The organism is Nonomuraea sp. B5E05 (assembly GCF_039880665.1).
GTDB lineage: Bacteria > Actinomycetota > Actinomycetes > Streptosporangiales > Streptosporangiaceae > Nonomuraea.
In genome coordinates, this window is sequence record NZ_JBDPMJ010000007.1 from 269,790 (window position 1) to 288,871 (window position 19,082).

Sequence of the window (19,082 nt, forward strand, 5' to 3'; positions counted from 1 at the left end):
GGATTGATTACTTTGCGTCACAATGGGGGTTCTGGTGAAAGTCGCCTGCGTCGGCGGTGGACCCGCCAACCTGTACTTCTCGATCCTGATGAAACGTGTGGATCCGTCCCACGACATCACCATCTACGAACGGAACCCGGCCGGCTCGACGTACGGCTGGGGCGTGACCTACTGGGACGAACTGTTCAACGATCTCCACCGGGCCGACGCCGACTCCGCTCGGGCCATCAGCGAGAGCTCGGTCCGCTGGGACTCCTGGGTCGCGGACATCCGCGAACGCGCCACGGTGACGGTCGAGCAAGGGGAGGCCGGCTACGGCATCAGCCGGCGCCGGTTGCTGGGCATCCTCGCGGAACGCGCCGAGTCGCTCGGCGTACGCATCGAGTGGGAGCGGGAGATCACCGACGAGGACGAGTTCGGCGACGCCGACCTCGTCGTGGCGGGCGACGGCGTCAACAGCGGGCTGCGCGACCGCCACGCGGAGCACTTCGGCCCCGAGTTCCATACCGGCCAGAACATCTACATCTGGCTCGGCACCACCAAGGTCTTCGACGCGTTCGTCTTCGCCTTCGTGGAGACCGAGCACGGCTGGATCTGGTGTTACGGCTACAAGTACGGCAAGGAGCACAGCACCTGCGTCATCGAGTGCACCCCCGAGACGTGGCGGGGGCTCGGGCTCGACCAGGGGAAGGAGGCCGACAGCCTGGCCATCCTGGAGAAGCTCTTCGCCGACGTCCTCGACGGGCACCCGCTGATCGGGCGGGCGCAGGCCGACGGCACCGCGCACTGGCTGCACTTCCGTACGCTGACCAACCGCACGTGGCACCGCGGCAACGTCGTGCTGGTGGGGGACGCCGCGCACACCACGCACTATTCCATCGGCGCGGGCACCGCCCTGGCCCTGGCGGACGCCTCCGTCCTGGCCAAGGAGCTCTACCAGCAGAAAAACCTCGAAACGGCCCTCACCGCCTACGAACGCGAGTCGAAGGCGAAGCTCCGCTCGCCGCAGCGGGCCGCCCGCTACAGCGCCCGGTGGTTCGAGAACCTCCCGCGCTACATCGACCGCTCGCCCATGCAGGTGATCACGCTGCTGGGCCAGCGGCACTCACCGATGCAGCCGCTCGTCCCGCCGGCGCTCTATTACCAGTACGACCGGATCGCCGGGCGGATCGGAGGGCTCTTCGGGTTCGGGCGCTGACGGCGGTCGTTATTTGGCCGGCTCCAGCACGTCGAGGCCGACGTAGGGGCGCAGCGCCTGCGGGACCACCACGGAGCCGTCGGCCTGCTGGTGGTTCTCCAGGATCGCGACGATCCAGCGGGTCGTGGCCAGCGTGCCGTTGAGCGTGGCCAGGTGCCGGGGCTTGCCGTCCTTGTCGCGATAGCGGACGGCGAGCCTGCGCGCCTGGAACTCGGTGCAGTTGGAAGTCGAGGTCAGCTCGCGGTAGCGGCCCTGGGTCGGGATCCACGCCTCGCAGTCGAACTTGCGGGCCGCCGACATGCCGAGGTCGCCCGCCGCCGTGTCGATGATGCGGTAGGGGACCTCGATCTTGGCCAGCATCTCCTTCTCCCAGGCCAGCAGCCGCCGGTGCTCCTCCTGGGCGTCCTCGGGGCGCACGTAGGAGAACATCTCGACCTTGTCGAACTGGTGGACCCGGATGATGCCCCTGGTGTCCTTGCCGTACGAGCCCGCCTCGCGGCGGAAGCACGACGACCAGCCCGCGTAGCGCAGCGGCAGGTCGTCGGCCGCGAGGATCTCCTGCGCGTGGTAGCCGGCCAGCGACACCTCGGAGGTGCCGACCAGATAGAGGTCGTCCTCAGGGAGGCGGTAGATCTCCTTGTCGTGGGCCACGTGGAAGCCGGTGCCCTGCATGGTCTCCGGCTTGACCAGCACCGGAGTGATCATCGGCGTGAACCCCGCCTCGATCGCCTGCTGCATGGCCATGTTGAGCAGGCCGAGCTGCAGCCGGGCGCCGACGCCCTTGAGGAAGAAGAACCGCGAGCCGGACACCTTGGCGCCCCGCTCCATGTCGATGGCCCCGAGCGCCTCGCCCAGTTCCAGGTGGTCTTTGGGGGTGAAGTCGAACGTGCGCGGCTCGCCATGGGTCTCCAGCACGACGTAGTCGTCCTCGCCGCCCTCGGGCGCGCCCTCATCGACGATGTTGGGCACCGCCTGGAGCGCCTCGTCGAGCTCGGCCCCCAGCTTCTCCGCCTCGGCTTCCGCGGCCTTGACCTGGCTCGCGAGGTCTTTGGCCCGCTGGAGCAGAGCGGCCTTCTCCTCGCCCTGCGCCCTGGAGACCGACTTGCCCATGCTCTTCTGCTCGGCACGCATGGACTCGAACGCGGTCAGCGCGGAACGCCGGCGTTCGTCCAGGTCGAGCAGCGTGTCGACGACGGAGTCGTCCTCACCGCGGGCACGCTGCGACGCCCGTAGCCGGTCGGGATCCTCACGAAGGGTACGCAGGTCAATCACAAGGAAAAGGCTACCGGCGCCGGACCGCGGCCCGCCCCTCTATTACGCCGAGTCGCCGCCGCCGCACGTCGCGGGCCCCGTCGCGCGTGCCGGCGCACTCAGACCTGGCCGGCGCGGACCCGCGCCAGCCACTCGGCCGCCTCGCCGAACGCGTCGTCGGACGTGCCGCGCCTGATCTGCGGCGTCACCCCGTCGGCGCGCGGATAGCTCCCCAGGAACCGCACCTCGCCGCAGACGCGGTGCAGCCCCGCGATCGCCTCGCCGACACGGGCGTCGGCGATGTGCCCCTCGAAGTCGAAGTGGAAGAAGTAGCGGCCGATGCCGTCGCCGGTCGGCCGCGACTCGATGCGCGTCAGGTTGACCCCGCGTACGGAGAACTCCGTCAGCATCTCCAGCAGCGCGCCCGGGTGGTCGTCGGCGAGGAAGACCACCAGCGTGGTGCGGTCGGAACCGGTCGGCGCGGGCAGCGGCTGGGGGCGGCCCACCCGGACGAACCTGGTCACCGTGTCGGACCTGTCGCCGATGTCGGAGGCCAGCTCGACCAGCCCGTAGTGCTCGCCCGCGATGCGGGCTGCGATGGCCGCGTCGTAGGGAGAGCCGGGCAGCGACACCTCCTGGGCCGCGGCCGCCGTCGACGGGGCGGCCACCACGACGGCGTCGGGCAGCTCGCGGGAGATGAAGGCGCGGCACTGGGTGATGGCCGCGGGATGCGTGTAGACCCGCTTGACGTGGGCCATCTCGGTGTCGGGCCGGGCCAGCAGCGAGAACTGCACGGGCAGCAGCAGCTCGGCCGTGATCAGCAACGGCTCGCCCCAGGCGAACTCGTCGAGCGTCGTGGTGATGGCGCCCTCGATGGAGTTTTCCAGCGGCACGACGGCGCCGTCGGCATCGCCCGCGCGGGCGGCGTTGAGCGCGGCGCTCACGTTGGCGCAGGGCAGGCGCTCGGCGGTGGGGTCGAGGAGCCGCAGGGCCTCTTCGGTGAAGGTGCCTTCGGGTCCGAGATAGGCGAGACGGGGCATGAGTCCAGAGTATCCGCAGGTGGGCAGCGCATGGTGACCATTCGGCCGAGCGCGTGGGGACGACCGGCTACAGCTGCCGCGAAGCCCGCGCCTTGATCAGCGGGCCCAGCCCCAGGCGGGCCGCGCGCACGGCCTCCTCCTCTTCTGGCGACAACTGCTGCTCGCCCTTTCCTCCCACCACGGACCGCACGTACGTACGCGTCTCGCTGCGCCCGTTGATCGAGGTCAGCACGATGCCGTCGCCCAGCCCGTTGATCATCGCCACCGAGAACGACAGCCGCCCGGTCATCTCCGCGAGGGCGTCGTACCGGCAGACGGCCACGTCTCTGATGGCCTTGAGATCGTGCCCGCCCTCGTGCGTCTGCCGGGCGAGCATCCGCCGGCAGTCCTCCACCGTGGCCTGCGCCCGGCGGAGGGCCAGGCAGCCGATGAGCACGCCGCTGACCCCGGCCAGAACGCCCACGAAGACCCATGCGGTAACGAGCACGACACAAAGAGTAATGGCCGGGTCAAGCGAGCATCCGGCGTTTCGGCACCCAGGACGCCAGCAACCACACCAGGGCCAGCGCTCCCAGCCCGAACCCGTTCTGGACGATCTTCCCGAACACCAGGCTGACGCCCGGGATGTCGGCCGCCTTCAGCGACACGCCCCACCACGGGACGGGCACCACGTAGTACAGCCACACCCCGGCCGCGACCCGCAGCCTGACCGGGTCGCGGCCGTCACCGACGATCGCGCCGAGCACCACGACCACGTAGGCCAGGTGGTGGATCCAGGCGACCGGCGACAGCAGCACGGCCATCAGGCCGACGAGCGCGACCGCGGTGATGGAGTCTCCCGCCTGGTACGCGTCCCGCGCGCCGCGGAACCCGTACCAGCCGACGGCGGCCACGATCACCACCCAGATCGCGGACGTCAGCAGGTCGGGCAGGTAGAGGCGGATGAGCATGCCGCGGATCGACTGGTTGGTGGTGGCCGCGTTCGCGCCGAGGCGTTCGGGATCGAGCAGCGCCGAGAACCAGAAGTCGGCCGCGTCCTGCGGGATCACCGCGAACGGCAGCAGCGTGAGCACCGCCGCCGCGAACGCCGCCATGAAGAACGTCCGCCACTGCCTGGTGACCAGCAGGTAGATCAGGAAGACGCCGGGCGTCAGCTTCACCGCCGTGGCCAGCCCGATCAGGAACCCCCGCGGCCACCACGGCCTCCTGGCCACGCAGTCCGCCACACACAGGGCGACCAGCAGGATGTCGACCTGGCCGAACCGCACCTGGTCTCGGATGGGCATCATGTACGCGCAGGCCACCATGAACAGGCCGAACGCCCACGGCGCGTACTTCCGCCACGTGCCGAGGGCCTCCCTGAACGCGAAGCCCACGGTCACGGCCAGCGCCACGAAGATCCCGGCCGTCCACACCCACTGCGCGACGCCCCAGGACATGCCGGCGAGCCCGACGGCCAGCATCGCCGCGACGGGCGGGTAGGTGAACGGCAGCAGCTGCGGCGCGGGGGTGAAGTAGTCGTAGACCGGCCGCCCGTCGAGGAGCATCTGCCCCCCGGTGCGATAGACGTCCAGGTCGACCAGGCGTTGATCGTCCGCGTTGGTGAGCCATGTGTGCACCAGCGGGGTCACGGCCGCCGCGACGACGAGCACCACGACCGCCCACGCCCACCACTGCCGCCGCCCCACGGCCCCGGTCACCGGACCTGCTCCGTCGCTTTCCCCGCGTCGCGGGGCAGACGGGTCGCCGACAGGGCGCTCACGGCTGGTCTTCCCCGGCGATCGCGCAGGCGTGGCCGTCGGCCCGCCGGAGGGTGCCGGGCCGGGAGTCGCTTCTGGATCGGGGCTTGACGTGGCCAAGGGTCAACGGAGTGTTGCTCGCCGCACGGTTGGCACAGGCCCCGCCCCCTCGGGGTGGCACGTACTCACGGACCTCATGACCGAGCAGCGTACCGTGCCGGGCACGCCTTGCCCGCCGCCGGCTTGCCCGCACGCTCAGGCGCCAGCGCGCGCCCACGCGCCGTGCCGACGACCGAAGCCCGCCTGCGCTCAGCATCTACGATCGGACGCACATCCTTCCCCGAAGACGCTGGAGTTCCCGCACATGCCCAACGACGCCAGGCCGGACCCGTACGGCGGCGGGCACGAGTCGCGCGGCCGACGGCGTGTGCGATCAGGCCGTCCCCTCCACCGCGTGATGACGTTGCTGCTGGGCGTCGCCCTGGCCACGGCCATCGTGCCCGCGGCGGCGCGCGCGGAGACGGCGCAGGCCGCCCCGGCAGCAACGGCGCAGGCCCGTACGGAGGCGGCGCAGGATCGGGCGGTCAGGGGGCGCGTGGCCCTGGTCGGCGTGCCCGGCCTGGAGTGGAGCGACCTCGACCGGTCACGAACGCCCCACCTGTGGGACCTCGTCGGCAAGGGCTCCTCCGCCTCGCTCTCCACCCGTACGGTGCCGCCCCCCGACCGGGGCATCACCTGCCCCACGGCGGGCTGGCTGACCGTCTCGGCAGGCCAGCGAGCGGGTACGCCGGGCAAGGGCTGCCTCCCGGTCCCCGTACCCCGGCAATCGGGTGAGGGCGCCACGGTCCCAGGATGGGAGGCGCTGAGCGCCCACCAGGGCGAGACGGGCTTCGACGCCCGGCTGGGCACCCTGGGCCGGGTCGTGCGGGACGGCGGGGGGAAGGTGGCCGCGATCGGCCCCGGAGCCGCGCTCGCGGCGGCCGACACCTCGGGAAACGTCGCCACCTACGCCCCCGACCTGGGCTCCGCCGCCGACCTGGCCCCCTACGACCTCGTCGTCTTCGAAGCCGCGGACCTGGCGACCGCCTGGGCCGCCCGCCCCCTGGACGAGTACGGCGTCCCCACCCCGATGCCCGCCGAGGCCAGAAAGGCGGCGGTGGCCCGGGCCGACCGGCAGATCGGCGCCCTGCTCGGCAAGCTGCCCGCCGGCACCTCCGTCCTGCTGGCCGGCGTCTCCGATGTGACGCCCAACGCCCACCTCCACGTGGCCGTCGCCGCCGGCCCGTCGGCTCCTGGTGGCCCGCCGTTCCCGCACGGCCGCCTCACGGCCACCTCCACCCGCCAGGACTCCCTGGTCACGATCACCGACCTCACCGCCACCGCGGTCCAGCTCCTCGGCCTGCCGGCGCCCCGCGAGGTCGTCGGCCGCCCGTGGCGGTCCGGCGACGCCGCCCCGCCCGACCCGGCCGGCACGGTGACGGACCTGGCCGACGCCGACCTGGCCAGTCAGGTGCTCCGCGACGTACGCGGCCCTTTCTTCACCGTCCTGGTGACGGTGCAACTCCTCTTCTACGCCCTCGCCGCCCTGGCTCTCCGCCGCCGCTCCAAGAACGGCCGGCCCCGCACCCCGCCGACCCCCGCCTCGCCGGAAACACCGGCCGCCTCCGCTGTCGTGCCGCCGCCGGACGGCTCGGCCGCAGGCCTGGCGAGCGCGTCCAGGCTGCTCGTCGCCGTCCAGGTCGTCGCGGTCGTCAGCGGCGCCATTCCCGTGTCGACCTTCCTGGCCCAGCTGGTGCCCTGGTGGACGCTGCCGGTCCCGATGGTTTCGGTGATCGTGACGATCGTCGCCATCGCCGCCCTGATCACCGCCGCGGCCTTCGCGGGGCCGTGGCGCTCCCACGTGCTCGGCCCTCTCACCGTGGTCGCCGCCGTCACCTCGCTCGCGCTTCTCCTCGACGTCATGACCGGCTCCAAGCTCCAGGTGAACGCCGTGACCGGCTACGAGCCCGTCACCGGAGGACGGTTCTACGGCTTCAGCAACATCGCCTTCGCCGTCTACGCCACCGGCACCCTGCTCGGCCTGGCCGGGGTGGCCCAGTGGCTGCTCGGCAAGGGGGTGTCCAGGGTCGTGGTCGTCGCGGCGTGCGCGGTCTATGGAGGGCTGGCCGTCTTCGCGGACGGATGGCCGTCGTGGGGGGCCGACTTCGGCGGCGTGCCGGCCTTCGTGATCGGCCTGGCCGTCTTCCTCATCCTCCTGTCGGGCCGGCGCGTGTCACTGCTGAAGCTGGCGCTCGTCGGCCTGGCGGGGGCGCTGCTCGTGGGGACGCTGTCGGTGTTCGACTGGCTGCGGCCCGAGCCTGAACGCACCCACCTGGGCACCTTCGTGCAGCAGATCATCGACGGCCAGGCGTGGACGGTGGTCGGGCGCAAGCTCACCGCCATGGTCGGCGTGACCGTCGGCAACTGGTCGCTGACCCTCCTCTCCGTGGTCGCTCTGGCCTTTCTCTTCCTGGTGCTCGCCCGCCCATCACGCTGGGGCGCCTCCGCGCTGGGCCAGGTCTACGCGCTGGCCCCGGTGCTCAGAGCGGGCCTTTTCGGTACGCTCACGTGCGCGTTCGTCGCCTTCCTCATGAACGACTCGGGCATCGCCATCCCCTCTATGGCGTTGACGGTAGCCGTGCCGCTGACGCTGGCCGCGTGCGTGCGCGCCCTGCAGCTCGCCACGCCCACACCAGCAGCGCCACGGTCAGGGCCAGCAGGGCCCACCCGAGCTGGGGTCTGAGCACCGTGCTGAGCCACACGAGGTCCTGTGGCTGGCCCTCCACCCTGGCGGGCAGGTAGGCCAGCGACAGGACCAGCAGGTGCGCGACCACGAACCCGTCGAGGGCCGACGCCGTGACGAGCGCCAGCAGGCCAAGCGCCAGCCCGTCGTACCACGGCAGGATGTAGGGGGTCGCGAACACGTACGCCACCACCAGCACGGCCGCCACGACGGGAGCGTCCAGACCTCCTCCATCCGTGGCCACCGAACCGGCACGCGATGCCGTACGGGATGCGAGGCGGAACAGGAACCAGGCGACGAGCGCGAGCACCAGGAGCGAGCCCACCTGGATCTCCCCTCGGTAGGCGCTGCCGGTGCCCACGACGGATTGCAGCCAGCCCTGGACGAGCTTCCAGAACGAGGCGTGCGAGATGGCCTTGCTGGTGCGGGTCATCGGCTCGATCGCCGCCGTGCCGACGATCGCGTAACCGGCGACCACCACGGCGAGGGCGCACCCGGCCATGAGCGCCAGCCGGGCAGGGCGCCGTCGCAACTCCCAGGCCGGGCCCAGGGCGACGAGACCGGCGTTGATCTTGATCGCCACGCCGAGGCCCAGCAGGACACCCGAACCCGCGGGCCGGGCCCTGGACAGCAGGGCCGCGACCATGCAGGCGATGGCGAGGGTGTCGGCGTGCATGCCCGCCACCAACTGGTAGAGCAGGAGCGGGTTGGCCGTCCACAACAACGCGGCGCGCAGGCGTCTCGCCGGGTCGCCACGGGCGAACCGGTCGATGAGCAGGCCCGTCACGATGAAGGCGGCGGCGTTGAACAGGGCCAGCACGAACATCGTCAGCCGGAGCGAGTCGCCGCCCACCCAGCTCGCCACCGCCTGCAGAGCCGTAGCCACCGGGCCGTAGACGCTCGGCTCCTCCCGCCACGGCTCCTCGACCGCATCTGCGATGGGGTCGCCGGGAAGATCCACCGCGCCGTGGGTGTAGGGGTCGACGCCCAGCGTCACCATGCGGCCGTAGACGGCGTAGTTGAGGTGGTCACCGGAACCCGAGGGAGGCAGGAACGCCAGCAGGCCCGCCGCCAGGCAGCCGATCATGACCGCCGTGCGCGCGAGATCAGGGGGGACCCGGGGGCCGCGGGTGAGGGACAGGGCGAGCAGGAGGCCGAGGCCGCCGAGGACGAGGGCGGCGGCGGCCATGGCGATCGTGAGATGGGGGTCGGGCCGGACCTCGAAGGAGTAGGGCGGTTGCCAGGCAGGGCCGGTCAATGCGGGGACCATCGGCGAAGGACCGAGCAGGCCGATGGTGAGCGTCAGCAGGATCGAGGCGCCGATCGCCGCCGTGGCCGCCCACGCGAGCCGGCCTCGTGCCTTGTCGCGCCACGATTGCGAAGTCACCGGAAGATTCCAGCACATTCGCCAGGTGGTTCCGGACGGACGGGGCAGCCCTCCGCACGCCCCAGAGCACGCACACGAGCCGGAACGTTTCCCGTACGACAGGTGGTCAGCGCTTGAAGCGGAGTTTGTCCAGATTTTGCGTGACAAGTGGCTCCCGCGTGGCCAGCGCCCGCGCCACATCGCGCAACTGCACGGCCCGGTGGAGTTGCGCCCGCCAGTCGGTCCCGGTCGCGCGGTGTGCCATGTCGACCTCGACCTCGGTGACCCGGAACCCCTTGCGCAACAGGTCGATCGTCAGCGCCGTCTCCACGCCGAACCCGTGCGCCAGCGGCCTGGCCGCCTCGAAAGCGGCTCTGGTGAGGCAGCGCTGGCCGTTGAGCGGCTGGACGGGCTCGAAGCCGGTCGCCCGGCGGATGCCCTCTTTCGACAGGCGGACGACTAAGCCGTGGCCGCCGAGCCGCACCCGGGTGGTGAACACGGCGATGGTCATGTCGGCCTCGCCGGCGCGTACGGGCTCGATGAGCGGGGCGGCGGCCTGGGCCGTGTCGCCCAGATCGGCGTCGAGGAAGAGGAGATGCCGGGGAGCGGCGTCCTCGTCGAGGAGGCGTACGGACTCCGCACCCGTCTCCATGGCGGCGGCCTTGCCCTTGTTGCGGCTGTGGCGCACCACCCGGGCGCCGGCCGCGCGGGCGACCCGGCCGGTCTGGTCGGACGAGCCGTCGTCGACGACCACGACGAGGTCGACGCCGGGCAGCGCCGCCGCCGCCCTGACGGTGGCCGCGATGCGGTCCGCCTCGTTGGCGGCCGGGATGACGGCCGCCGTGTCACCGCCCATCGGGCGTCACCTCCGCACGCGCGGCTTCCTTCATGATCCCTCGGCTATGAGAAACTCCTGCGGCACCTCGTCGTACACGGTGAACACCGAGTCGAGCCCCGTGACCTGCAGGATCTTGCGTACGGCGGGACGCGGCGCGGCCACGTCGAGCGCCCCTCCCTGCTCTTTCATGCGCTTGAGTGCCGAGAGCAGCACGTTCATCCCCGTGGAGTCGCAGAAATCCACGGCGGACATGTCGATGACCACCCGGCTAGGCCCTTCCTGCAGGAGCCGAGTGAACTCGGACTGCAGGTGGGGCGCCGTGTACAGGTCGATTTCTCCGGTGATGGCGACGAGCGCGCACCCGGCCTGTGATCGAGTCGAGACCTTGAGCTCCACATGGGCAGGCTAGCGGCGCGGAGGCTTCCGGTCACGTTGTCACGCCGATAGGGCGACCACAGGTTTTTGTCCTCCGTTTGGGCTCCATGGAAACGGAGAGTACGCGAAGCTTGACAGCGTGACATCGGAACTGGCAACCGCGTCATGGCGAAGGAGGGGCTGGGGCACGTCAGGCGGGCCCCCGGATCGATGAACGCAGACAATCCTGAAGATCCTCAGCGTCAGGGGCTCCGCGAACGACTGGAGACCATCCTCATCCGCACAGAGAAGGCCACCTCATGGGATGACGAAGCAGGACGCCTCCGCGGCCTGGTGAACCACGAAGGCTATGTCCCCATCCGCACCCGGCTCGCGATCGAGGACCTCGACTTCCTCGCCGGCGCGCGCGCCGACCTGCTCAGGTTCTCCGAGCTCGGACTCAGGCTGCTCGACCTCCACCAGCCGAGGGACGCGGGGGGCATCACGAGTGACACGGCCCATCCGATCCTGCGGTGCAGGAGCTGCATGTGGCGCTGGCCTTGCCCGACATTTCGGGCAATGTCGGAGTCATTCGGCCTGCCCCGCTCCAACGTCGACCTTCCGGAAAGCGCCTGAGCACCCGAGGGATCAGCCCGCGACCAGGGGAAGCCGGATCTCGAACCGGCACCCCGGCCCGTCGTTGACCACCTCGATCCTCCCGTCGTGCGCCTCCACGATCCCCTGCGCGATGGCCAGCCCGAGCCCCGCCCCGCCGTCGGCCGTAGGAGTGCGTGCGGCCTCCCCTCGGAAAGCCACCTCGAACAACCGGGGCAGATCCTCCTCGGGGATCCCCCCGCAGCAGTCGGTCACCGACAGGCAAGCCATGCCCGTGTCGTCCACGCGGGCCCGCAGCACCACGGTCTGGTCAGACGGCGTGTGCCGGATGGCGTTGACCACCAGGTTGCCCAGGGCCCGCCCCAGCGCCCCCGCGTCGGCCTCCACGGGCACGACGGCCGCCGCCTCGGCCGTGAGCACCACGCCCTTGGCGCGGGCCAGCGGTTCGGCCCCCGCCAGGGTGTCGGCGACGAGGTCGGCCAGCCCGATCCTGGCCCGCGACAGCCGCAGGGCGCCCGCGTGGATGCGTGACAGCTCGAACAGGTCGTCCACCATCGCGGAGAGCCGCTCCACCTCCTGCTTGATCTGCCCGTGGTAGCGCGCGACCGTCTCGGGGTCGGAGACCACGCCGTCCTCCAGCGCCTCGGCCATGGCCCGCATCCCGGCCAGCGGCGTGCGAAGGTCGTGACTCACCCAGGCGACCAGCTCCCGCCGCGCCCCTTCGAGCGCCTGCTCGCGCGCGTACGCCTCCTCCAGGGTGTTGGCGATCGTCTGGAGCTCGGCGGGCAGCCCCTCGGGCGCCACGAACGGCGGGTGGAGCACGGCGGCCACCAGCCGCCTGCTCTCGCCGACCACCCGCTTGGCCAGCACGAACGCGACCCCGAGCCCCACGAGCCCGCCCACGGTCACCACGCTCAGCACGAAGTCCTTGACCGCCCCCGCGATGATCATCTTCATGATGATCGCCACGACGCCCGCCAGCGTGGCCGCCACGGCGACGACCACGACCACGGCCAGCATCACGCCGATCGACCGGGTGCGCAGCCGCCACATCACCGCGACGCCCGCGAACGCGATCAGCAGCCCGAGCCCGGCGGTCACGGCGACGACCATGGCCAGGTCGCCGACGGCCACCGCCGGCTGCGTCAGGGCGGTCGTCCGAGGCATCAGGGCCCGTCTTCCAGGGGTTCGTACCGGTAGCCGACCCCCCACACCGTCACGATTCTGCGCGGCCTGGTGGGGTCGGGCTCGATCTTCTCGCGCAGCCGCCGCACGTGCACGGTCACGGTGGACGAGTCGCCGAACGACCACCCCCACACCTGGTTGAGCAGCGCGGACCGGCTGAACGCCTGGCGGGGGTTGCGCATGAGGTGGGCCAGCAGGTCGAACTCCCGCGCCGTCAGCATCACCTCCGCACCCTCCAGGTGCACCTCGTGGGCGCCCACGTCCACCACCAGGCCTCCGTCACGGAGCACGCCGGTGCCGCCCGTGACGGAGGCTCCGCGGGCGCGGCGCAGCACCGACTGGACGCGCAGCGCCAACTCGCGCGGGCTGAACGGCTTGGTCACGTAGTCGTCGGCCCCGGTCTCGAGCCCGGCCACCCGATCGATCTCCTCGCCGAGCGCGGTCAGCATGATCACCGGTACGGGCCAGCGTTCCCTGAGCTTCCTGCACACCTGAAGCCCGTCGAGCTTCGGCAACATCAGGTCGAGCACCATCAGGTCCGGCGGGTGGGCCAGCGCCCTGCGCAGCGCCTCGACGCCGTCGCCCACGCATTCGACCTCGTGCCCGTCGCGCTCCAGATAGCGGGCAACGACCTCGGAGACGGTCGGATCGTCGTCCACGACCAGGATGCGGGTGTTCACCACTTCACGGTACGGCCCGGCTTTACGAAGGTGGCAAGGACGTCATTACTTCGTAAGCGTCGCGGATCATGCCATGAGGACGTACGGTGGCCTCATGGGTAGAGTCGTGATGCTCGTTCTCGGGACCCTGCTGGGTCTCTTCGTGTTGTTCAACTTCCTCCTGCCGATGGTGCTGGGGCTGCTCAAGGTCGCCCTGATCATCGGTGTGGTCGCTCTGCTCGTCTTCGTCGTGGTCACGGTGATGGGCAAGTCCTCACGGTCGCACTGAGCCGGTGACGCAGCTCCTGTTCGACCCGTGGCTGGCGGGGATCACCCTGGTGGCGGTCCTGCTGCTGGTCGCATGGGCGGCCACGTTGCTGCCCGTCTTCGGCGGCGAGCCACGACGCTTCCCGCTGACCTACGCGCGGCGCACGGCGTTCCAGCGCCTGCGCGACCCTGACGCGGCCGGCCGCCCGCGTCCACGCGCGCCCTAGGCATGCCCCGCTTCCTTCCAAGCGGGGCTCCTCAGGCGCAGGCCGAGTGAGCCCTTCCTCTCTCACGCGGAAACAGGGCTCATGATCGATTCTGTTGTCACGTTCGTCATCACCGTGTCCGGGGGCCATGCCGCGCTCGGCATCGTGCTCTTCACGCTGGCCGTACGCCTTCTGCTGCTGCCGCTCAACGTGCGCCAGGCTCGCACCACCAAGATCAAGGAGAGGCTGGCACCCCGGCTGCGCGCGCTGCAGAAGCGCCACCAGCGCAATCCCGAGCGGCTGGCCAAGGAGGTTTCCGCCCTCTACGCCAAGGAGGGCAGCTCGCCGTTCGCCGGGATCATGCCGATGCTGGCGCAACTTCCGTTCATGTGGCTGATGTACCGGGTGGCCACGCATCCGACCGCGCTGGCCGGGCATGACCTGTTCGGGGCTCCGCTGGGGCAACAGGTGGCGGGCGTGATCGCTAATTACGGTCTGGTCAGCACCCCGGTTTTGGTCTTCTTCTTGGTCATCGTCCTGGTCGCAGCGGTGGCGTGGTTCTCCGCGAGGCAGATCAAGATCACCGAAGAGCAGCCGGAGCTGATGAAGAAGATCATGCCGCTGCTGCCGTACGGCTCCGTGCTCGCCGCGCTCGTGCTGCCGCTGGCGGCCGGAATCTATCTGCTCGTCTCCACGGCGTGGGCCGTGAGCGAGCGGGCCGTGCTCGCTAGCCGGCCTCTCTGAGCGTCGCCACCTGCCCGTTCACCGAGCCGTTGCTGTGCGGAGCGGGCAGGATGGCCCACACCGTCGTGGTCTCGCCCTCGTGCCGGACGCCCCAGCTTTCCGCCACATATTCGACGATGCCGAGCCCTCGGCCCCCGAGCGAGGACAGTGTCGGGCGGCCGGCGCGTGGCTCCGTCGCCGCTCCTCCGTCGCTCACCGCCACCTCGATGTGGTCCTCGTTGCGCAGCCAGGCGACCCGCACCATGCCCGAAGGAAGCGGGTGCGCGTGCCGCAACGCGTTGCTCAGCAGTTCGCTCACCACGAGCACGGCGTCGTCGATCGCCGCGGAGAAAACCCCGCCGTCCTGCAGGTCAGTGCTCAGACGCTGGCGGGCGACGGCGACGCTGGACGGCGCGTACGGGAGCAGCACCACGCTTGACACACCCACCTCCCCGTTCCCTGTGCCCCCCATGGGAACACTCCCCGGTACGACCGAAATGCCCCGTTAGCCGACTCCAGAAACCGCATCTCGATCACAGCTTGTACACATTGGACGATAGATCAGCGCAACTGTGACCGCCTCGTTACCGCATCGGTGTGTCGGATCCGATAGGGCAGAACGAGCCGCATGCGGGTGCCACCTCCCGGTCTCGGATGGGCGCTCACGTCGCCTCCTTGTGCCCTCGCGAGGCTGCGGACGATGTAGAGCCCGAGCCCTACTCCACCAAACCTTCTCCGGTCGCCGCTGTCCACCTGGACGAAGCGCTCAAAGATCCGCTCCCGGTCAGGCGGGGCGATTCCGACGCCCTCATCGTCGACGACCACGACGACGTTGCCGGCCTCGGGCCAGGCCTCCACGGCGATCAACCCGCCCTCGGGCGAGTACTTGAAGGCGTTCTCCAGCAGTTGCCCCAGGACGATGTCCGTGGCCAGCGCGTCACCCAGCACGTTCGGCAGTCCGTCAGGGAGCGTCACCTCGACCCGGTGCTTGTCCGACAACACGGGCAGCCCGAGCGTGGCGGCCCGGATCCGCTCGGCCAGGTCGAACTCCTCGAACCGGACCTTGAGCTCGTCCGCCCCCGCCCTGGAGCCCAGCAGCAGGTGGTCCATGAGCTGGCCGAGCGACCTGGACCGCTCGGCGATCGTGTGCACGGCCGAACGGCGCTCGGGGTCGCTCAGCTTGTCCCAGCGCGAGTCCAGCGTGCTGGCGAACCCCCGCACGATCGTGATCGGAGTGCGCAGCTCATGGCTGGTCGTGGCCAGGAACAGGTCCTTGGCCTCCTCGAGCTCCTTGGCCGCGGTCACGTCGCGGAAGTCGATGACCACCTCGCCGGTCTCCTCGATCCGCGCGCTCACCACGTCCAGCCAGGGGCCCGTCTCCAACTGGAACGTGACCTTCTCACCCGGCTCGGGCAGCGGGAACGGCGGGGGCCCGCCGATGACGTCGTCAGCCGAGAACCCGGTCAGAGCGGCGGCGGCCGGGTTCCAGCGGACCACGCGGCCCGCCCCGTCGAGCACGGCGATGCCGTCGGCACTGGCGTCGAAGACGGCCCGCTCATGGGCCCGCTGCCGCACCGCCTCCTGGTAGGCGACCGCGTTGCCCACGGCGATGCCCGCATGACCGGCGAGCAGTTCCAGCAGTTCGAGTTCGAGATGCCCGGGGACACGCCGGGCGAAGAGCGCGTAGAGAGCTCCGTACGGGCGCCCGCCGACGGCGGCCAGGCCCAGAGTGATCGTGTGCAGGCCGTCCAGCCGCGCCCACACCAGCTCGTCGAGCCCGTTCGTCTCCAGCATGACGGTCTTGCCGGTGCGTAACAACTTGTCCACAAGGCTCGTACGCAGGTCGGTGGTGGTGCCCCTGATCGCCTCCGGCAACTGGTAGGTGCTGACCAGCCGCAACCGGTCGCCCTCGATCAGCACGAACCCGCCCGCGTCCGCGCCGGTGAGCTCCGTGAGGCTGGCCGAGATCCGGTCGAGCACGGCCGACAACTCCAGCTCGGAGTTGATGTCGCCGACCACGTCCGTCAGCCTGCGCACGAGGCGTTCCCTGCGCGCCATGCGGTGCCTGGCCAGCTCGTCGGCCCACGCCGGATGGTGCACGCAGACGTATCCGGCCACGGCGTTGCCCAGGCGCAGGGCGCTGATGTCCACCCGGAGGTCGAGCAGGACGCCGTCCTTGCGCAGGCGTTTGGTGCGCAGCGACACCGACTCTCCCGTGCGTACGCGCTCCAGCACGGCGTTGAGCTCGGCGGTCAGCTCGCCGGGCACGATCGGCGCCCGCCGCCCGAGCATGTCCTCGGCCGCCCACCCGAACAACCGCTCGGCGGCCTCGTTCCAGACCAGCACGCTCTGGTCACGGTCGAGCGCCACGACGGCGTTGGGCGAACCGGCGAGCACCGCGCGTGCGATCTCGTCGTCACTACCGGCCCATTCGTCCCCCACACCTCCATAGTGCACGTGGCTTGGTAGGTGCGTCGGGCGATCCGTCCGATACGCTGCGGTCACGGCGATCTCGGCGGGTGTGGAGGGTGAGGGCGAATGGCGAGCGGTGATCTCGATGCCCTGTTGCGGGTGACCTCCAGCACCTACCGCGGCGAGACGCCGCCCGACATCGCGTTCGGCACCTACGACGGCGCCGTGGGCAGGCTGGTGCTGGCCGTGACCGGCAAGGGCATCGCGGCCTGCAGCTTCGAGAGGGAGAACGACGTCTTCGAGCTGGTCAGCCGGCATGTGGGCACGTTCATCGGCAACGACGCGCGGCGGCTCGACCCGGTGCGCAGAGAGCTCGACGCCTACTTCTCCGGCCGGCTGCGCGCGTTCGCCACGCCGGTCGACTGGGCGCTGGCCACCACGTTCGCCCGGTCGGTGCTGCAGAAGACCACGGCGGTCCCCTACGGCACGACCACGACGCTGGAGGAGATCGGCCAGAGCATCGGCAGGCCGCGCGCGCTGCGCGCGATCGGCAACGCGCTGGCCTCCAACCCCGTCTGCGTGATCGTGCCCTGCCACCGGGTGGTGCGCGAGGACGGCGCGCTCGGCGAGTACGCGGGTGGCGCGAGCGCCAAGCAGCACCTGCTCAACGTCGAACAGCGCGCCTCCGCAGCACGCCGATGAGCGCGGTCACGAGGGCCGCCACCACCGCCGCGCCGAGCGCGCCGTTCATCCACGGTTGCCTGGTGAAGCCGATGGCGTCGCGGGCCGACGCCCACAACCCGTCCCACGCCGCGATGGTGGGCGTCGAGGTGGTCAGCCAGTAGGCGGCGAAGCCGAGCGCCCACGGCACCAGCATCGACCAGCGCGAGGGGGCGTCCTCGTCGGTGTTCCAGTGGTCGGAGCGGCCGAACCCGAAATAGTCGACGGCCAGCACCGCGAACATCGGCACGAACACCGCCCCGATCACGCCCAGGAACGCGCCGTACGAGGTGACGTCGACGACCAGGGCGATCACGACCGTGAACACGCCGATGGCGGTGGAGATGACCCGCCGGTCGACGCGCGGCATCAGGTTCTGCAGCGACATGGTGGTGGAGTAGACGTTCGCGAACGACTGGTCGGTCTCGCGCAACACCAGGATGCCGAAGAACAGCGCGCCCAGCGGAACGGCCACGAACGGGGTGAACACGGCCGTGTTGTCGGCCTCCACGGCGGCGGCGCCGGCGATGGCCACGGCGTAGACGCCGAGCCCGAGGCAGGCCACCTGGGCGATCGTGTAGCCGCCGACGATCCCGGTGAACGCCGCCCGTCCCGAGCGGGAGTGCCGGGCGAAGTCGGCGGCCAGCGGCACCCAGGACACCGACAGCGCGATCACGTAGTCGACGGCCGGGGCGAACCCGGTCCACGACCCGCCGGCGGGCGCGGGCGCCTCGGACAGGAAGAACCAGGTGAACCAGATCATCGACACGATCACGCCGACGGTGACGTACCGCCGCAGCAGGCGGATCGCGCCGAGCGGCCAGATCGTGAGCGCGGTGGTCAGCACGCCCGCCAGCACCACCCACACGGGGTACGCCACCCCGCCGAAGATCGCGGTGGCGGCCTTGGCGATCACCCACAGCTCGAAAGCGCCCCATCCGAGCATCTGCACGATGTTCAGCACCGTGGGCGCGTAGGAGATCCTGGCCCCGAACAGGCCGCGCAGCAGCACCATCGCGGGCTGCCCCGTGCGGGTGCCGGGGATGGCGGACAGGCCCACCATGGCCGTGCCGACCAGGCTGCCGACCACCGTCGCCACCAGTGCGGCGGCCAGGCTCAGCGGCGCGTCGCCGGTCGGGTTGAGCAGGAGCAGCGCCCCTGAGAAGCCGAGGAGGCTGACACCGAGGTTGGCCCAGAGCGCGCCCTGATCGAGCACGCCCAGAGTCTTGGGGGGCTGACCGTCGAGAGTCAGCGGAACTTCATCGGCGACGTGCGACATCGCACACTCCCTACGCCGGCATTACCCGGACAGGTTCATGCGGTCGGCGACAGCCGTAGTCGCCCTCTCAGCCTGATTGCCTCAAGCTCCCGCGGATTGATTTGTAGGTGCGGAGCCGGAATGCCCAAGTTCCGCGGGCCCCATGATGCCTCATCCATCCACGTTCGGCCAGCCCGGGCTGGCATGACCCACGTCACGGCGAGAGCGAACGGCCGGCGGGCGTACGGCAGAAAAGGGGGGATTCGTGTCCCTTCACACCATCGCATAACCCGCTCAAGCCTGCATATCCTGCCAATCAATTGCCGGCCTGCGGCGACATTCAACCGCAAGCCGGTTGTGTCCAGCAGCGCAAAGAGCAATCGCCTCGGGGAGGCGAAAAGGGGGAAAGCTGACGGCACTCCGTAGCCGTACAGGCGTCGAAAGTGCCACCCATGGCACTCATGGGTGG

Annotated in this window: 18 protein-coding genes, 1 pseudogene and 1 riboswitch; of the genes and pseudogenes, 7 read left to right on the forward strand and 12 right to left on the reverse strand. The window is 70.6% G+C overall.

Annotation, left to right across the window (positions count from 1 at the left end):
* Positions 1-22: 22 nt before the first annotated feature.
* Complete coding sequence (locus ABGB01_RS16040) at positions 23-1,198, forward strand: FAD-dependent monooxygenase (protein ID WP_347774095.1); 1,176 nt, start codon at positions 23-25, stop codon at positions 1,196-1,198.
* Positions 1,199-1,207: 9 nt separating this feature from the next.
* Here ABGB01_RS16040 and serS read toward each other — a convergent pair whose 3' ends face one another.
* The 4 genes from serS to ABGB01_RS16060 form a co-directional block, all read right to left on the reverse strand.
* The gene (gene serS / locus ABGB01_RS16045; protein WP_347774096.1) at positions 1,208-2,470 is read right to left on the reverse strand and encodes a serine--tRNA ligase; all 1,263 of its coding nucleotides are present in this window, start codon (positions 2,468-2,470) and stop codon (positions 1,208-1,210) included.
* A 98-nt stretch (positions 2,471-2,568) separates the two neighbouring features.
* Positions 2,569-3,489, reverse strand: a complete 921-nt coding sequence (gene pheA / locus ABGB01_RS16050) for a prephenate dehydratase (protein WP_347617568.1) — start codon at positions 3,487-3,489, stop codon at positions 2,569-2,571.
* Positions 3,490-3,556: 67 nt separating this feature from the next.
* Positions 3,557-3,976, reverse strand: a complete 420-nt coding sequence (locus ABGB01_RS16055; protein WP_347774097.1) for a DUF4446 family protein — start codon at positions 3,974-3,976, stop codon at positions 3,557-3,559.
* 22 nt (positions 3,977-3,998) lie between these two features.
* Positions 3,999-5,189, reverse strand: coding sequence for a glycosyltransferase 87 family protein (locus ABGB01_RS16060; protein WP_347774098.1), 1,191 nt, complete (start codon positions 5,187-5,189; stop codon positions 3,999-4,001).
* 496 nt (positions 5,190-5,685) lie between these two features.
* Between ABGB01_RS16060 and ABGB01_RS16065 the strand changes: the two genes are divergently transcribed.
* Positions 5,686-8,010 carry a hypothetical protein gene (locus ABGB01_RS16065; RefSeq protein WP_347774212.1) on the forward strand — a complete coding sequence of 775 codons (2,325 nt, stop codon included), beginning with the start codon at positions 5,686-5,688 and terminating at the stop codon, positions 8,008-8,010.
* A 262-nt stretch (positions 8,011-8,272) separates the two neighbouring features.
* Here the strand turns inward: ABGB01_RS16065 and mptB are convergent.
* From mptB to ABGB01_RS16080, 3 genes and pseudogenes are all read right to left on the reverse strand, one after another.
* Positions 8,273-9,577 (reverse strand): annotated as a pseudogene (mptB, locus tag ABGB01_RS16070) (polyprenol phosphomannose-dependent alpha 1,6 mannosyltransferase MptB); the annotation flags it as partial.
* Positions 9,504-10,232, reverse strand: a complete 729-nt coding sequence (locus ABGB01_RS16075; RefSeq protein ID WP_347774099.1) for a glycosyltransferase — start codon at positions 10,230-10,232, stop codon at positions 9,504-9,506. The pseudogene mptB and the gene ABGB01_RS16075, both read right to left, overlap by 74 nt.
* 30 nt (positions 10,233-10,262) lie before the next feature.
* Positions 10,263-10,610 carry an STAS domain-containing protein gene (locus ABGB01_RS16080; protein WP_132328427.1) on the reverse strand — a complete coding sequence of 116 codons (348 nt, stop codon included), beginning with the start codon at positions 10,608-10,610 and terminating at the stop codon, positions 10,263-10,265.
* A gap of 144 nt (positions 10,611-10,754) precedes the next feature.
* Between ABGB01_RS16080 and ABGB01_RS16085 the strand changes: the two genes are divergently transcribed.
* Positions 10,755-11,204 carry a hypothetical protein gene (locus ABGB01_RS16085; RefSeq protein WP_347774100.1) on the forward strand — a complete coding sequence of 150 codons (450 nt, stop codon included), beginning with the start codon at positions 10,755-10,757 and terminating at the stop codon, positions 11,202-11,204.
* A gap of 12 nt (positions 11,205-11,216) precedes the next feature.
* Here the strand turns inward: ABGB01_RS16085 and ABGB01_RS16090 are convergent, their stop codons facing one another.
* Positions 11,217-12,350, reverse strand: coding sequence for an ATP-binding protein (locus ABGB01_RS16090; protein ID WP_347774101.1), 1,134 nt, complete (start codon positions 12,348-12,350; stop codon positions 11,217-11,219).
* Positions 12,350-13,048, reverse strand: a complete 699-nt coding sequence (locus tag ABGB01_RS16095) for a response regulator transcription factor (RefSeq protein ID WP_347617574.1) — start codon at positions 13,046-13,048, stop codon at positions 12,350-12,352. Before ABGB01_RS16095 ends, ABGB01_RS16090 begins: the two co-directional genes overlap by 1 nt.
* Before the next feature lie 94 nt (positions 13,049-13,142).
* Between ABGB01_RS16095 and ABGB01_RS16100 the strand changes: the two genes are divergently transcribed.
* From ABGB01_RS16100 to yidC, 3 genes are all read left to right on the forward strand, one after another.
* A complete protein-coding gene (locus ABGB01_RS16100) occupies positions 13,143-13,316 on the forward strand; it encodes a hypothetical protein (protein WP_161714338.1) in 174 nt (57 codons plus the stop codon).
* Positions 13,317-13,320: 4 nt separating this feature from the next.
* Positions 13,321-13,521: a DUF6412 domain-containing protein gene (locus ABGB01_RS16105; protein ID WP_347774103.1), complete on the forward strand. Its 201-nt coding sequence runs from the start codon at positions 13,321-13,323 to the stop codon at positions 13,519-13,521.
* An 81-nt stretch (positions 13,522-13,602) separates the two neighbouring features.
* Positions 13,603-14,244, forward strand: coding sequence for a membrane protein insertase YidC (gene yidC / locus ABGB01_RS16110; RefSeq protein ID WP_347774104.1), 642 nt, complete (start codon positions 13,603-13,605; stop codon positions 14,242-14,244).
* Here yidC and ABGB01_RS16115 read toward each other — a convergent pair.
* Positions 14,228-14,665 carry an ATP-binding protein gene (locus ABGB01_RS16115; protein WP_347774105.1) on the reverse strand — a complete coding sequence of 146 codons (438 nt, stop codon included), beginning with the start codon at positions 14,663-14,665 and terminating at the stop codon, positions 14,228-14,230. The genes yidC and ABGB01_RS16115 overlap by 17 nt on opposite strands.
* A 119-nt stretch (positions 14,666-14,784) precedes the next feature.
* Entirely contained in the window at positions 14,785-16,665 is a 1,881-nt protein-coding gene (locus tag ABGB01_RS16120; RefSeq protein ID WP_347774107.1) for a PAS domain-containing sensor histidine kinase, read from the reverse strand.
* A 96-nt stretch (positions 16,666-16,761) separates the two neighbouring features.
* On the opposite strand from ABGB01_RS16120, the gene ABGB01_RS16125 reads away from it, so the two are divergent.
* Positions 16,762-17,337 carry a methylated-DNA--[protein]-cysteine S-methyltransferase gene (locus ABGB01_RS16125; protein ID WP_347774108.1) on the forward strand — a complete coding sequence of 192 codons (576 nt, stop codon included), beginning with the start codon at positions 16,762-16,764 and terminating at the stop codon, positions 17,335-17,337.
* Here the strand turns inward: ABGB01_RS16125 and ABGB01_RS16130 are convergent.
* Complete coding sequence (locus ABGB01_RS16130; RefSeq protein WP_347774109.1) at positions 17,300-18,634, reverse strand: cytosine permease; 1,335 nt, start codon at positions 18,632-18,634, stop codon at positions 17,300-17,302. The two genes, ABGB01_RS16125 and ABGB01_RS16130, sit on opposite strands and share 38 nt — an antisense overlap.
* Positions 18,625-18,737, reverse strand: a riboswitch (TPP riboswitch). Its footprint overlaps the gene before it by 10 nt.
* Positions 18,738-19,082 lie beyond the last annotated feature (345 nt).

Excerpts from the sequence above, each read along its gene's own strand:
- ABGB01_RS16040 (WP_347774095.1), top strand. The coding sequence starts at position 23 with ATGGGGGTTCTGGTGAAAGTCGCCTGCGTCGGCGGTGGACCCGCCAAC.
- pheA (WP_347617568.1), bottom strand. The coding sequence starts at position 3,489 with ATGCCCCGTCTCGCCTATCTCGGACCCGAAGGCACCTTCACCGAAGAG.
- ABGB01_RS16065 (WP_347774212.1), top strand. The coding sequence starts at position 5,686 with ATGACGTTGCTGCTGGGCGTCGCCCTGGCCACGGCCATCGTGCCCGCG.
- ABGB01_RS16075 (WP_347774099.1), bottom strand. The coding sequence starts at position 10,232 with ATGGGCGGTGACACGGCGGCCGTCATCCCGGCCGCCAACGAGGCGGAC.
- ABGB01_RS16085 (WP_347774100.1), top strand. The coding sequence starts at position 10,755 with ATGGCGAAGGAGGGGCTGGGGCACGTCAGGCGGGCCCCCGGATCGATG.
- ABGB01_RS16090 (WP_347774101.1), bottom strand. The coding sequence starts at position 12,350 with ATGCCTCGGACGACCGCCCTGACGCAGCCGGCGGTGGCCGTCGGCGAC.
- ABGB01_RS16100 (WP_161714338.1), top strand. The coding sequence starts at position 13,143 with ATGGGTAGAGTCGTGATGCTCGTTCTCGGGACCCTGCTGGGTCTCTTC.
- yidC (WP_347774104.1), top strand. The coding sequence starts at position 13,603 with ATGATCGATTCTGTTGTCACGTTCGTCATCACCGTGTCCGGGGGCCAT.
- ABGB01_RS16125 (WP_347774108.1), top strand. The coding sequence starts at position 16,762 with ATGGCGAGCGGTGATCTCGATGCCCTGTTGCGGGTGACCTCCAGCACC.
- ABGB01_RS16130 (WP_347774109.1), bottom strand. The coding sequence starts at position 18,634 with ATGTCGCACGTCGCCGATGAAGTTCCGCTGACTCTCGACGGTCAGCCC.